The 14,331-nt window shown below is 38.8% G+C and carries 12 protein-coding genes; 2 read left to right on the plus strand and 10 right to left on the minus strand.

Annotation, left to right across the window (positions count from 1 at the left end; translation table 11 throughout):
- Positions 1 to 116 precede the first annotated feature (116 nt).
- The 8 genes from FG383_RS20825 to FG383_RS04635 form a co-directional block, all read right to left on the minus strand.
- Positions 117 to 263 carry a hypothetical protein gene (locus FG383_RS20825; protein ID WP_185907846.1) on the minus strand — a complete coding sequence of 49 codons (147 nt, stop codon included), beginning with the start codon at positions 261 to 263 and terminating at the stop codon, positions 117 to 119.
- 7 nt (positions 264 to 270) lie between these two features.
- Complete coding sequence (locus tag FG383_RS04605; RefSeq protein WP_142605681.1) at positions 271 to 633, minus strand: YisL family protein; 363 nt, start codon at positions 631 to 633, stop codon at positions 271 to 273.
- Between the two features lie 55 nt (positions 634 to 688).
- A complete protein-coding gene (locus FG383_RS04610; protein WP_142605682.1) occupies positions 689 to 1,585 on the minus strand; it encodes a fumarylacetoacetate hydrolase family protein in 897 nt (298 codons plus the stop codon).
- Positions 1,586 to 1,631: 46 nt separating this feature from the next.
- Positions 1,632 to 2,828, minus strand: coding sequence for a DUF418 domain-containing protein (locus tag FG383_RS04615; protein ID WP_142605683.1), 1,197 nt, complete (start codon positions 2,826 to 2,828; stop codon positions 1,632 to 1,634).
- A 12-nt stretch (positions 2,829 to 2,840) separates the two neighbouring features.
- Positions 2,841 to 6,548, minus strand: a complete 3,708-nt coding sequence (gene addA / locus FG383_RS04620; RefSeq protein ID WP_142605684.1) for a helicase-exonuclease AddAB subunit AddA — start codon at positions 6,546 to 6,548, stop codon at positions 2,841 to 2,843.
- Complete coding sequence (addB, locus tag FG383_RS04625; protein WP_142605685.1) at positions 6,535 to 10,029, minus strand: helicase-exonuclease AddAB subunit AddB; 3,495 nt, start codon at positions 10,027 to 10,029, stop codon at positions 6,535 to 6,537. Before addB ends, addA begins: the two co-directional genes overlap by 14 nt.
- A gap of 78 nt (positions 10,030 to 10,107) precedes the next feature.
- Positions 10,108 to 10,659 carry a signal peptidase I gene (gene lepB, locus FG383_RS04630; protein WP_142605686.1) on the minus strand — a complete coding sequence of 184 codons (552 nt, stop codon included), beginning with the start codon at positions 10,657 to 10,659 and terminating at the stop codon, positions 10,108 to 10,110.
- Between the two features lie 2 nt (positions 10,660 to 10,661).
- On the minus strand, positions 10,662 to 11,297 hold the full coding sequence (locus tag FG383_RS04635; RefSeq protein WP_142605687.1) for a TVP38/TMEM64 family protein: 636 nt from the start codon (positions 11,295 to 11,297) through the stop codon (positions 10,662 to 10,664).
- 112 nt (positions 11,298 to 11,409) lie between these two features.
- Between FG383_RS04635 and FG383_RS04640 the strand changes: the two genes are divergently transcribed.
- The gene (locus FG383_RS04640) at positions 11,410 to 12,132 is read left to right on the plus strand and encodes an AzlC family ABC transporter permease (RefSeq protein ID WP_142605746.1); all 723 of its coding nucleotides are present in this window, start codon (positions 11,410 to 11,412) and stop codon (positions 12,130 to 12,132) included.
- Positions 12,133 to 12,136: 4 nt separating this feature from the next.
- Entirely contained in the window at positions 12,137 to 12,445 is a 309-nt protein-coding gene (locus FG383_RS04645; protein ID WP_142605688.1) for an AzlD domain-containing protein, read from the plus strand.
- A 419-nt stretch (positions 12,446 to 12,864) separates the two neighbouring features.
- Here the strand turns inward: FG383_RS04645 and FG383_RS04650 are convergent, their stop codons facing one another.
- Positions 12,865 to 13,116 carry a CsbA family protein gene (locus tag FG383_RS04650; RefSeq protein WP_142605689.1) on the minus strand — a complete coding sequence of 84 codons (252 nt, stop codon included), beginning with the start codon at positions 13,114 to 13,116 and terminating at the stop codon, positions 12,865 to 12,867.
- An 8-nt stretch (positions 13,117 to 13,124) separates the two neighbouring features.
- Entirely contained in the window at positions 13,125 to 14,294 is a 1,170-nt protein-coding gene (locus FG383_RS04655; RefSeq protein ID WP_142605690.1) for a PDZ domain-containing protein, read from the minus strand.
- Positions 14,295 to 14,331: the final 37 nt, after the last annotated feature.

The raw sequence follows: 14,331 nt of genomic DNA on the forward strand, positions 1-14,331 counted from the left end.
CAAAACATATCATAGTTATTTTATCAAAGCTCTTTCGTAATCGCCATCGTTTCGGCACGAAAGCCCTAAAAATAGCCGATAATTCGTCCAAACTGTGACATAACAAAAACCACCAATTATTTTGGTGGTTTTGTGTGATGAAGAATATGATGATGTAACGCATCTTCGTCTGATGATTCCGCTTGTGTACGCGAGATCATCAAAGAAGTAACAACAAAAATAATCATCAATACAACGACAAAAATTAATAATGATATTCCCATCGTTTGCTTACGCTAAGAAGTTGATGCCCATTGGTAATTTGAAGCCTAGGAAAAGTGTGATGAAGAAGAAAACGAAAAATAATACGACAAAAGTTGTAAAAGGTTTTCCTTTTTTCTTTTTCACTAAAGACATTTCCATCATCCCAATGACTAAAATACCTGCTAAAAATTTCAATCCGTACAGCATTCCTTGACCGTAGTCCATACCTTTCATAAATAACGCGATTCCAGTAATAATGATTAAAATGTAAAATAAGCGTAAAATCATATGCACTACTTTTGGATTAGTAATTGCTAATGCTACTAAAAACAAGATGATTGCAATTACCCAAGTTGTAATGTGTAAATGTGGCGATGCTAAAAAGTTCATTTGTTTCACCTCGAGAGTATATTATCATTTATATTCTACCATTAAATGAAATATATTACTCGAATTTGTTCACCAAAGTACCGATTCCTTCGATGGAAACTTTCACAATATCGCCTGATTTTATAAATTTCGGCGGATTGAATCCTTTTCCAACACCTGCTGGAGTTCCAGTTAGGATAACATCTCCAGGTTCTAAAATAACGGACTTAGAAATTTCTGCAATAATTTGTTCGACGGAAAAAACCATGTCAGAAGTTTGACCATTTTGGCGAATTTCATCGTTTACTTTTGTTACGACTGTAAGTTCTTGCGGATGTGGGAGTTCATCTTTTGTCACAATATAAGGACCCATAGGACAAGAGCCTTCTAAACTTTTTCCTAAGAAATATTGTTGATGTTTTGTTTGCAAATCACGTGCAGTTAAATCATTTGCAATCGTATATCCGAACACGTAATCAAACGCAAGTTTAGAAGGAATGTCTTTTCCTTTTTTACCAATGACAATTGCTAGCTCCCCTTCATAATCATAGGCATCTGTTTTATCCGCATGGATCGAAAGTGTTTGTTCATCTGCTGCTATAGAAGTTGGTGATTTTGTGAAAACAACAAAATCTTGTGCTACGCCACCCATTTCTTTTGCGTGATCCGCATAGTTTTTTCCAACTGCCATGATATTTTTCGGTGTGCGAGGTATTGGAGATAACCATTCAATTTCTGTGAATTGTCTTTTGAATGTATTTACATTTTCATCTTTCAATGCAGCTTCCACCAGTTTACGAATTTGTTCGACAAAATCCATTCCTAATCCAATACCTTCTACGATAGTAGTTGGAAAATCAGGTAACACTTGTAGCGTCTCTTGAATGCTTAATACATCCCATACTGCCTCTTCTTTTTTCACTTTTGGTCCAAAGTAAATTTTATCATTTAAACGATATGATAATAGTTTCATCGTTTCTCCGCCCCTTCAAGTAGTTTAATAGCTTATCCCTAGTCTATTACAAGTTGACTTCATTTTCATCTTTTTCTGACAAATTATTTCGATAAGTCAGTTTTCTCCACAATGCTTCCACAGGTCCTTGTTTAAATTTCATAAACCAAATTTCCGCAAATACTAACTGAAGCACATAAATACCTACTGCCATCCATGTTCCAGTAGTGATATCGACTTTTCCATACAAGCCAAATCCATAAGCATAAAAAATGGTCGTCGCAATAATCGACTGCATTAAATAAATAGTCATCGACATACGTCCAGCTTTTGCCACTGGAGAAAGCAGTTTTTGCATGAACGGGATTGTACATACAAGTGCCAGTATACCTGCGTATGCGATGGCTTGAAGTGGTCCCCCGAATGTATCTTGTACTGTCATCGTAAGCGTGTTTGGCTCTGTGAGATAAGGCAACCACTTAATAGCCGTTCCCGCTCCAAGCCCCACTATAATGGCGATTATCCAAAATACCTTCAAACTTCGTGCTCGTTCGATTAGCTTTAGCTTTGCTGCTGCTGCTCCAAGCATTAAAAACGGAACAATCGTGAATAAAATCATAAGAACTATTAGTCCATAGCCACTCATATAGATCCAGTCATCTAATCGTTGCGAGAAAATATCCCCCCAAGAACCAAGTGAATACGCAACAATGGATTCCTCTATCTTTTGAATAGCAGTATAAATAATCAAACTTTCTGGCTCCAATTTTCCAAGGAAATACAATAATCCATTTAATAGCCCGTTAGGCACTAAAAATAATAGCGCACTTATTAATACTAACCAAACTGGCTTCAAACGAATCATTAATATCAAAACAAATCCCGCAATTGCATACGTGATTAAAATATCCCCTGACCATATGAGAAACGCATGAATGCACCCGATTACTAGTAATATGGACAATCGACGAACGGCTAACTTATTAAAAGATGTCCCTTTTTCTTGTGACTTCATAAACTGCATCGCAAGTCCGTAACCAAAAAGCATGGAAAATAGCGGATATACGCTACCTTGCACGAAAATATCAATCCACTTATGCGTTTCATAATCACCTGGAACTTGAAACCAAGTATATGGATTTATATAAATATAAGGACTATGAAAAAACAGCATATTAACGACAAAAATGCCGAGTAACGCAAACCCTCTCATTACGTCAATTGAAATGACTCTTTCTTTCTCCCCTACTGGACGAATTAACAACCTAATTTCCTCCTATATCGATACCGTTTTGTTTACATCAAATAAATAAAGTATCTTTTCTTTAATCTCCACTTGCATAATGGATTCAATTGCTTGCGCATAAATAGATAATTGGATAGCATACCGATTATTCATTTCTTGCTGTAACAATGTTTCATCGTTTACTAAATGTTGTACACGATCCGTTTTATAATCTAGTAAAACCCAGCGTCCGTCTTCTTCTAAAATTAAACAATCGACAACCCCTTGAATAATTTGCTTATCTCCCTCTTCATCTTCCATTGCATAAGTAAACGGGAATTCTCTCATCACTTCTTTTGCGACACGTAGTCTTTCGGCGATGTTCGAATGGAAGAATGCTACCATTTTCTCGGGATTAATCGCTGCTTGCTCTGCTTTTGTTAAAATTTCACGCTCGTAAAGCTCACTTGCGAATGCCAGTACTTGTTCGGTTGTTTTTACTTCCATCAAATCGACGTTTTGCATAAATGCATGGACGGCTGTTCCGACTTCCGCTCCTGTTAGTTTCGCTTCTTGTTGTAAAAAGAACGGACGCTTCGCAACTCTTGATAGGCCTTTTGCAGTTATTGTCTGCTCAAAATAGGCATCTTCTTCTCTTGCCATCAGTTGCTGTATTTTTTTCATTTCACTAACGCTTTGTTTCGATCGTTTCTGTGTGGAGAGTGCAAAAGGATACATTGTGTCAAAGCGTGTTTTCACTTGTGCCAAAACAGTCGCTTTTTTCTCGTCAATCAGTTGGTCGATGGAATGCTTTTCTTTCACTTCTGTTTCTGTCGACAATTTCAGCTCATCGACACACTTTGCAACAATTCGCCATTTCGAATCACTTTCGACCATATTTGCTTCGATTACGTCTGCTAACTGCTCATAATTTGCGTGTCTTGCAATTGCAGGTCCTATCCAATCTAAATAGCTTTTTGCTTTAGCACGAACGTATTCCGGAAGCATTTCGTTTGGTAAAAGTGCTTGGGCGTCTTCCCATTTAGCGAGCGTCTTAGCCAAATCTTTAATAGACGCTGTAAGGTATAAATACTCTTTTGCTCTCGTCATCGCTACGTATAAAACGCGCATTTCTTCCGCTTTTAATTCCATTTGCTTCTTCTCTTTCATGGATAAAAACGGCAATGAGGTAAACGATATTCGCTTTTCTGGATCAATGGCTTTTACCGCAAGTCCAAATGATTGGTCAAATAAGTATGGTTCATTAAAGTCCATTTGGTTAAATGGTCTTCCCATTCCAGCTAAAAATACAACCGGAAATTCTAATCCTTTTGAAGCGTGAATCGTCATGAGTCGTACGACATTTTCTTTCTCACTCATCGCACGTGCAGCTCCTAAATCATCCCCCCGTCTTCGCATACGCTCAATAAAGCGCAAAAAGCGGAATAACCCACGGAAAGACGTTTTTTCATATTCCACTGCACGGTCGTGTAAAATGCGTAAATTCGCCTGCTTTTGCATTCCATTTGGCATGGACCCAACCATTTCGTAATAATGCGTATCCAAATAAATTCGCCAAATCAAATCCGCAAGAGAACCTCGTCTACTCATATTCCGCCAATCCTCAAATTGCAGTAAAAATCGTTGTAACTTTTCTCCAGTTTCCGTTGAAATCCCGGCACCACCAGTCGCTACAAATACTTTCAAAGCTTCATAAAAAGGCTCTTTCGGTGCAGCAAGACGAATCGTTGCAAGTTCCGATTCAGTCAGTCCGACAAAAGGTGCACGAAGAACCGATGCGAGTGATATATCTTGGTACGGATTATCAATTGTTCGGAGTGTATGGAGCATAATAAGCACTTCAATCGCTTCAAAATACCCTTTTGAAAGCTCCGCATATAACGGAATACCCGCTTCTTTAAATTGGTCCGTCACTTCTTGTGACCAAGTCATCGAGCGCATTAATATGACGATATCGCTATACGCGACAGGGCGACTTATTTTTTTCCAAGGATCATATACAGTTGCTCCAGATTCCATCATTTCTTTAATTTTGGAAATAATATAACGAGCTTCCGCTTGTGATTTCTTTAACTCTTCCTCGGCATTTAACATGTCGTCTTCTTCTAACGATTCTATGCTTCCATCTTCTACTTCATATAAAAGTGCTAACTCGACTGGAGCGATCGCTTCATTGTACGGTGCTTGCGGCTTTAAAGAAGCATCATCGTCGTAATTTATTTCCCCTACTTTTTCCCCCATAATTTGCTGGAAAATATAGTTCGTCGCGTGTAGTACTTCTTTGCGGCTTCGGAAGTTTGCATTCAAATCGATTTTCACGCCAGAACCTTTCGGCATGTCGCTAAATGCAAGGTATTTTCCTAGAAATAGCATCGGCTCTGCTAAGCGGAATCGGTAGATGGATTGTTTTACGTCCCCAACCATGAACATATTACCTGTACGTTCATCGCCACTTTTCACTAATTGTAAAATTGTTTCTTGTAGTAAATTGACATCTTGGTACTCATCTGTCAGTACTTCTTTGAATCGTACCTGATATTCCTTTGCGATTTCTGACGGTACGAGTTGCCCATTTTCATCGTGTTCGGTTAATATGTCTAGCGCATAATGCTCCAAGTCGGAAAAATCGACTAATCCTTTATCATTTTTGGCAGCGGTATATCTTTCCCCATATGTAATGGCAAGATCGACTAAAGTTTGTAATTGCGGTGCCATCAGTCTCATTTCTTCAAGTAAACGGACGGGTGTTCTCGTGAAATAATTGTCTTTTAAATCATTTATTATTTTCTTCACTTTCGTTCGTTTAGCTGTTGCTTGTTTTTTCAATGCTTCGTCACATGAATCTTTTTTGATAGATGCTGCTTTCACCCATGACATACTCCCAAAATAATGGAATACATCTTGCCAAGAACTCATTTTCATGAGGCGGATGGCTTCTCCAATCATCTCCTGATCTTTTACAGCAGTATCCGCAAGTGGAGCGGGACCATTCGGCATATTCGCTAACATTCGAATTTCTTCCAATACGGCAATTGCTTCTTCCAAATGATAAATGATTGCGAGTTTCAAAGGTCCGATAAAAGAAAGTTCATCTATCGTTATATCTTCCCGTAATGTATATGCTTCAGGTATCGCAAGTAACCATTTTTTGGGTTCCGGATGTACTCGTGCATATGTATATAACTTTTCAATCATCGTCTCAATGGACTGATCATCTCTATCCGATGTGAAACTGTCTGACAGTTTGTACATCGCTTCTGGGTTTTCTACTTCATATGCTTCTTCTAACACTTCGGCTAATATATCGTCCCGTATAAGTGCTGCCTCTGCTTCATTTGCAATACGAAATCCGGGATCGATCGTGAGCATATACGAATATTGCTTTACTATATTTAAGCAAAATGAGTGCAGTGTGGATATTTGTGCCTTACTTAATAGACTTAGCTGCTTGCGTAAATGGGTAGACGTTGGGTCGAGTGCAATTGCTTTTTCAAGTGCTTCTCCCATTCGATGGCGCATTTCCGCAGCAGATGCATTAGTAAATGTTACGACTAATAACTCATCGACGTTAATCGGATTTTCTTTCGCAATGACTTTTTGGATGAGTCGGTCGATGAGGACAGCCGTTTTCCCCGAGCCCGCTGCTGCAGATACTAGGACGTCTGAACCGGTTGCCCATATTGCTTTCCACTGAGCAGGTGTCCATGTTAACTCGGCTGGCATTTCAGGTATGTTCATCTGTACCCATCTCCTTTCGAATTTTGTCAGTCACCATATCTGGTTGTTCTATTTTTAAGTTGCGTACAGGTTGCGCCGGGTCTTGTGGGTCAAACTGGCAAACACTTCGATACGCACAGTACGTACAAGGCATTTTGTCTTTCAAGCGATACGGATAAACACGTGTATCTCCTGCATTCATCCCATTACCAGCTTGTTCATGTCTTTTACGGACAAACGATTGAAGAAGTTTCATCTGCTCCGGCTCCACTACTTTTGAGGATGATTTAGACAAGTTTCCATCTTTGTTCATACGTACCGGAATGATTTTGGAAAATCCTTCGATTTGTTCATCCATTTCCATAATTATATCTGGATCATCAAGCAGTAATCCGTTCATCTTATAGGATTTATAAATCTCTTCTTGTAACTCTGCGTCATTCATTTCCTTTTGCGTCTTAATAAAAGGATTATGCATATGCACATATAAAACCCCTGCTGGCTCTGCCTTTTCATGCAACCAAATATCCGCATTTTCAATCGCTACATCTAAGTAAGTGAGCATTTGAAGCGATAGTCCGTAATACACTTCGTTCAAATCAATCCCTTTACGAGAAGATTTATAATCGACAATCCGAACGAACAGATTACCATTTACATTGGATGCATCTACTCTGTCAATTCGCCCACGTAATTGCATTTTTCGTCCGCGCTTTAAAGGTATTTCAAGTGCAGGTAAATCTTCTCCTGGACCAAAACCAGCTTCAATTGCGATTGGTACGAAAGTCGATACTTTGGAATGTTTGCTCAGTGCGTAAAGGGTGGATGCCACTATTTGCTCTAGTTTTCGCTGAATATATCGATAACGATTTGTACTTAATAACAATTGATGCACGAATACTGGCACAATCTGATCGACCGCTTGTTTAGAAAGCTTGCTACATTGTTCTCTTGAAAGATCTGCCCACGTTAAACCAAGTCTTGATGTTTCATCAGCAATCCATTTTAGGGCAGCATGGAATAGATCCCCTATCGCCGGGGCTTCTAGACGATATTCCGCTCGTTCTTCTAGCTTTAATCCATATGCCGCATAATGGGCAAATGGACAGCTATAATATCGTTCTACACGAGAAACACTGGAGATCATCGTTTCTCCATATAAAGCGGATGTAATTTCTTGCGGGAGTCTTTCTGTTTCATTGCCATGAATTAAAGGTTTCACAACGCGCTTTAAAATGGTAGACCAATATGGATCGTCCAAATAATAGTGATAAACCGACTGCCAAACTGCTGGTAATTGCCCCGTTTCTAGTGCTTTTCGAAGTTGCGTGACAACATATGGTAATGTCGTCCTTGGATGACTAATCGATTGGAGATCGAATGCTACATCCGTGTGATCAGTTGGATCCATTACAGCTAGCTCTATCTCTACATCCGTGACCATTTGTTGGAGTTTTTTAATATACATCGATGGGAGCAGTGCTTTTCCTTCGCTATCTGCAATTGAATACGAAACCGCTAAATAATCGGAAGCTGTGACAAATGCTTTATATACTAAATAATTTTCATCGAGTAATCGCATTTTCGATGTTGGCGCTAACTCAAATCCTACTTGCGAAAACCATTCACGTTCTGTATCGGACAATAAACCTTCATGATCCATTCGTTTCGGGAATACACCATCGTTCATCCCAATAACAAACATGGCTTTTATATTCGTTAAACGTGCAATATCGACATTTGCAACGGTTACTTGATCAATTGTTGGTGGGATACGTGAAAATGCTAGTTGATCGTAACCCTCGTCTAAAATTTTCGCCGCTTCTTCTACAGTCATCTCTTTTTCACCAAACATTAAGACGAATTGATCGAGTACATTCACCCATTCATTCCAAGCTTGTTCATGTTCTGTGGCAAGTAGTAATTGACCGCTTTCTTCTTCTGCCTGCTTTAATACTTGCAGTTTCTCATATACTTGGAGCGACTCCATCAATGTAAATATTGCGGTTGCAATTTCCAAGCCTGTTTTACTTTGTGCAAGGGTGTCCTCAAAGTTTTTTAAAGGCCCGACGACTATATCACGGGCTGCATGCAAATCTGCTTGCATGCTCAATTCCTCGTCGGTTTGCACTTTCGAGTAAAATTCTAAACCACGATATTTTTTATATACCCATCGTCTGGTATCAAACCATCTATCCCCGTATATACCGAATGACAGAACGAAATTTTCGAGTCGATCAGTCCGTTCTCTCCACTTACTTTTAGAAGCGTTTAATGGGAAAAATAAATCGGTTTTAATCGCTCGGAACATCGGTTCATATTTCCAACCAGTTCGAATGACTTCTAAAACCGTTCTACTCAGCTCGATTAATGGATGATGCAACATTGATTTTTTTTGACTAATAAACACAGGAATATCATATTGCGGGAAAATTGTTTCGATTAGTCCTTCATAGCTTCCGGCATCTCGATGCAAAATGGCCATTTCGTTATAACGCACTTCTTTTTGTTGCATCATTTCCCTTATTTGTCTTGCAATCGCATGAATTTCTGCTCGTTTATTTGCCGCTTCCGTTATTCGCAACTTACCTTCAATTTTCATCTCTGCCGGTGGTAACTGATCAAAATTTGCCTCGATATGGGCAAGCTCTTTCGATACAAATCTTTTTTGTTCTAATTGATGTACAATTTCTTCTATTTCCACCTGTTCCGCTTGGGCCATTTCTAGTAATCTGGCGCAAGTATTTGCAGGCTGATAAAATAACGATTGCTCGTCTTGCGCATCAATAAGTGTCTCCATTGGAAGCGCGATTGTAATACGCTTTACTTGTTTCATTAATGCTTGGATAATTTCTAATTCTCTCGATGTAAATGTTGTAAATCCATCGATGTAAAGTTCTGTTTTTTCAAGCAAACTGGAGTCTTTTATTTTCAAGGCAAGCAGCGTTAAATACCCTTCCCCGTCGATATAGCTTGTCCCTAGTTTTTGCTCCATCAAATCGAGCATTAGCATAAGGTCAGCTGATTTATCGAGAAGTGTTTTAGGTGCTTGGACTGCTTCTAATTGATGTAATGCATTTGCCATTGTTGCATGGTCTAAACAGTAGCGACTAAATTCTTTCATGAGTCCTTCTATTTGATCGGTAAAGCCTCGTTTTGTTGCTGTTCTATTAAATAATGTAAACGATTCTTTATGGTCTTCTAGTAAACTTCGGATAAGCATGCGATACCCGAACCCACTTATTTCTTCTTTTGCTATGCCACCCGTTTCTTGTAGTACACGCCAAGCTAACCGTTTAAATGTCGTCACTTGTGCACGTATTAACCCTTTTAAACCTGCTCCAGCCGCGAGATCGTATTCACTGGAGAAGGACATTTGGTCGGGCACAATATAAAATAACGGATCCCCAATCGGGCTTTTTTCTAACTTATGTACAATTTCTTGTTGCATCAATGTGGTCTTCCCTGTTCCCGATCGTCCACTGATGATTCGTAATGACATATGAACTAAACTCCTTTCAAGAAAAAATCCGAATAACCCCTTTACTCTATTGTACAAAACATCCAATAGGGAAGGAAATTATTCGGAACGAAAATTCACCTTAAAATCAGAAATTGGCCAGTAAATTAGTTTTACTTCACCAATGACTTCTTTTTTATCAACAAAATGAAAATAGCGACTATCTAAACTGGAAATTCGATTATCTCCTAAAACAAATAACTTGCCCGGTGGGACGGTTTTACTACCAGTTAGCTCTAGCAACTCAAAATCCTCCGTGAAATTTGTTTCGGTATTCATATAAGGTTCATATGACCTCAAAAATGGCTCTTCCACTTTTTGATTGTTTATGAATAATTCATCATTTTCATAAGTAATGATATCGCCAGGCAATCCAATGACACGTTTCACATAATCCTCTTTTTCATCACTATGAAAAATAACAATATCCATTCGCTTAATCGTTGTTATTTTACTAATGATAACATGATTATGATCATGAAGTGTTGGCATCATTGACTCTCCAACAACTTCATAATTTGTTGCTAAAAACGATCGAACGAACAAAACGACTACAAATCCAATGGCTAAAGCTATAAGCCATTCTATTATTTCTTTTTTCGTTTTACTCAAATTTATCTCCTTTCTTTCATTATCTTTCTGTCATTCGGAAAGTTATGTAAATCTGCCTCAACCTTTTTTTCAATTCGCTTCTCTACTCTTTTTCCGACAAACCATAGAATGATAATAATGAGGACCACAATCGTTGTTCGAATCGGCTGGGTAATAAGTGCTTTAATATCCGAACCGATAAAACTAACGATGAAAATCATGATTAGCTTACCCAAAGTAACCGTCCACAAATACGTCTTCTTCTTCATATTGGAAAGACCAGCAACAATATTCACAAGTGCAGAGGGAGTAAATGGAAAACATATAAGTAAAAAAAGTGGACCAAATCCATTCCTCTCTACCCATAATATTAATTTTTGAATCTTTTCATGTCTTGTTACAAAGCCAAGTACACGTGCTCGTCCATATTTTCGAATAACTAAAAAGACTGTATATGCACCTAGAACGGAACCCGCCCAAGAAAGTAAAAATCCAAAGAGTAACCCATAGGCCGTTACATTGGCTACGATAAACACAATTAACGGTAAAAACGGCAAAAAAGCTTCTAAAAAGGGTAAAAGGATACCGATTATCGGTCCTAGCGCACGATAATCCTGCGTTAAATTTGTAAACGTATCCATTGAAAACCAATCAAACATGTTACTCTCCTCCAACATATGTATGTTTATACTATTCCCATATTTCTTATTCATAAAACTATTCAGTTATAGTATAATTTGTCTATTATGATTTTTTAGGTGGTGACTATTGTTGAATAATAATTCATTTGTTTTAGGTTTAAAAGCAGGGTTAAGTATTGCAATCGGATATTTCCCAGTCGCATTAACATTCGGCTTACTTGCCAAAACATCAGGTCTGTCCATTTGGGAAGCTACTGCGATGAGTATTTTCGTTTATGCGGGAGCATCACAATACATGTCTTTAACGCTAATTTCAAAAGGGGTTGACCCTATTTTAATCGTTTTAAATACATTTGTCCTTAATATACGTCACTTCTTAATGACGGCTGCACTCAATGAAAAGATGCAGAGCGAAAAAAGATGGATTAAAGGAATTTACGCTTTCGGCATTACAGATGAATCTTTTTCTGTACTCGCGACGAGAAAAGAGGCAAAGATTGGAACAGCCTTTGCATTTGGTGTCGCCTTTATTGCTTATAGCAGTTGGGTTGTATTCACTGCTGTTGGACATGTGATTGGCGCAAATCTACCGCAATTTTTACAAGCTGCGATGTCCATTGCATTATACGCGATGTTTGTAGGTTTGCTCGTACCGTCCATGCGCGGAAATCGAAAAGTAGTCATGCTTGCACTGATTGCCGCTGCTATTAATGGATTTTTCTTTTGGACCGGGGTTTTATCAACAGGATGGTCCATTTTAGTTGCAACATTAGCATCCTCTATTTTTGTAGAAATTATTTATGCTAAGCATGAAAAGCGTAAGCGTATTGCTGGGCAGCTGAAAGGAGCTTAAATAAATGGGAGCATGGTATTGGTGGACATTACTGGGCATGGCACTAGTTACATATATTCCTCGGGCGATCCCGCTTACTTTTTTAGAAGGAAAAGAATTACCACCAGTTGTTTCTGGTGTGTTACGCAATATCCCATTCGCAGTTTTAGGAGCATTAATATTCCCTGCTATTTTATATGTCCAAGAAGGGAATCTTTTGTTCGGATTCATCGGAACGGTCGTCGCCTTTACTTTAGCTATTCTTTTTTCTAATGTGATGGTTGTTGTTTTAGGGACAATTGGGGTATTAGCCGTATATAGTTTGATATTTTGATTGTTGATTACATCATTTTGTGATTTGGAGGGTGGATCTTGCGATTTGCAAGGTCTATTTTGCGATTCTAGGTCTATATCTTGCGATTCACCTGGATCTTGTGATTTCGAGGGTGCATCTTGCGATTTGCCGAGTCTATCTTGCGATTCGGAGGGCTTATTTTGCGATTCTGGGACTCTATCTTGCGATTCACCTGGATCTTGTGATTTCGAGGGTGCATCTTGCGATTTGCCGGGTCTATCTTGCGATTCGGAGGGCTTATTTTGCGATTCTGGGACTCTATCTTGCGATTCACCTGGATCTTGCGATTCGGAGGGCTTATTTTGCGATTTGCCAAGTCTATCTTGCGATTCTGCCTCCTTATCTTGCGATTTGATTAGCTGCACTCACTATTTCCACACATACAGAAAAAATCCGCCTCAAGAGACGGATTTTTTCTTTGGTTTCTTACTTTTAGTAGAATACCAGAATCCTACAGTTAGTGATGCTGCATCTAATAGATAAATCCACCATCTGTGCGTATATCCAGCTTGTACGGAAGCTGCGAATAATGCGACTGTCAATACTAGCGCCACATAATGATTAAACGTGATGCGTGTAAAAAGAATAACAAGTAGTGCAGGTGCAAAAATGGCTAGTATTATTTGTGTTGATAAAGATAATGTTTCCATAAATTCTCCTACCTTACTAGGATCAGCCCTAGTCGATAATGATCATGTCTAAACAAAATATGTTGACGTAAACGAAGCTCACCGCTGAAATCCAATATTTCTAAGCGACAATGCGCTGCATTTATTTGTACTGCTTCATATAATTCTTGCTCGTTCGTCACTTTTTGTCCATTCACTTTCACAATACGTTCTCCGATGAGAAGCCCCATTTTTTCTGCTGGGGAATCAGAAAGTACTGCTGCTATCATAACACCATTTGACTGTGGAGACACCGCAAACGATCCAGACGTCTCTTTCTTATATTCAATATAAGTAATGAGTAGTCTAGCTAATACAGCGAGTGCGATAGCAATTGCACTAATGAGGGGCATTACATAGCCAACCGCCCCAATGATTGTCACGATAATTCCAAGCTGCCAAACCTTTTTCCCATATCTAGGAAAAAAGTGAGCCGGTAGAGTATGTCTACTTTTCTGTTGGAATCCTATTACGAATGGAAATAACACAAGGGAAAAAGTAGATTCTCCTAACGTAAATTGAGGCCAATATGGAATATACGAACTAATCACATCACCTGGAATAACGAGTAAAACCGGTAATAACCATAATCGTTTCGTTATATATTCCATCGCTTCAATGCCACGAGCGGTATCTGCTAACCGCGGAGAAGCATGGCTTGCACCGTGCTTTTGAATGAGCGCCCCTTCTGCAATTAGTAACAATCCTGCTAAAATCGCGATTGGGACAATTGCTTCATCCATTATATTAAGTCCAGTTAATTTCCATGAAAATATATTGAACGACCAGTTATATACATCAATTATATACAACGTAGCTACACTTAAAGCAATTGCGAAAATGGCAGAACCAACTTGATACATAAACAACAAAACAATCAAAACCATCCACGCACTAAATATGTATAACCATGGAGTTGGCATTACAAGTCCAATTCCGACACTAATGACTGATAAAATGATTGCCCATATGTATCCATCAATCACAAGTCGCTTTGCTTCTGTCCATCCCCATAAAATTCGTGTTCGCAACTGTCTTCTTTCTCGTTTTACACGATAGTAACCGATTAAAATAGAGAAAAGGACCGTAATATATATTGCTGGATGAAGGAAAAACCGTCCGATTCCTTTAACCACTTCGATTAATAATTCCTCTACCATACGCATCCTCCTCGCTTGCACATATCCTTCCTATTAT

The organism is Psychrobacillus soli (genome assembly GCF_006861775.1).
GTDB classification, from domain to species: domain Bacteria; phylum Bacillota; class Bacilli; order Bacillales_A; family Planococcaceae; genus Psychrobacillus; species Psychrobacillus soli.

Coding starts and splice junctions, on each gene's coding strand:
- FG383_RS20825 (WP_185907846.1), bottom strand. CDS start 263: ATGGGAATATCATTATTAATTTTTGTCGTTGTATTGATGATTATTTTT.
- FG383_RS04605 (WP_142605681.1), bottom strand. CDS start 633: ATGAACTTTTTAGCATCGCCACATTTACACATTACAACTTGGGTAATT.
- FG383_RS04610 (WP_142605682.1), bottom strand. CDS start 1,585: ATGAAACTATTATCATATCGTTTAAATGATAAAATTTACTTTGGACCA.
- addA (WP_142605684.1), bottom strand. CDS start 6,548: ATGAACATACCTGAAATGCCAGCCGAGTTAACATGGACACCTGCTCAG.
- addB (WP_142605685.1), bottom strand. CDS start 10,029: ATGTCATTACGAATCATCAGTGGACGATCGGGAACAGGGAAGACCACA.
- FG383_RS04635 (WP_142605687.1), bottom strand. CDS start 11,297: ATGTTTGATTGGTTTTCAATGGATACGTTTACAAATTTAACGCAGGAT.
- FG383_RS04645 (WP_142605688.1), top strand. CDS start 12,137: ATGGGAGCATGGTATTGGTGGACATTACTGGGCATGGCACTAGTTACA.
- FG383_RS04650 (WP_142605689.1), bottom strand. CDS start 13,116: ATGGAAACATTATCTTTATCAACACAAATAATACTAGCCATTTTTGCA.
- FG383_RS04655 (WP_142605690.1), bottom strand. CDS start 14,294: ATGGTAGAGGAATTATTAATCGAAGTGGTTAAAGGAATCGGACGGTTT.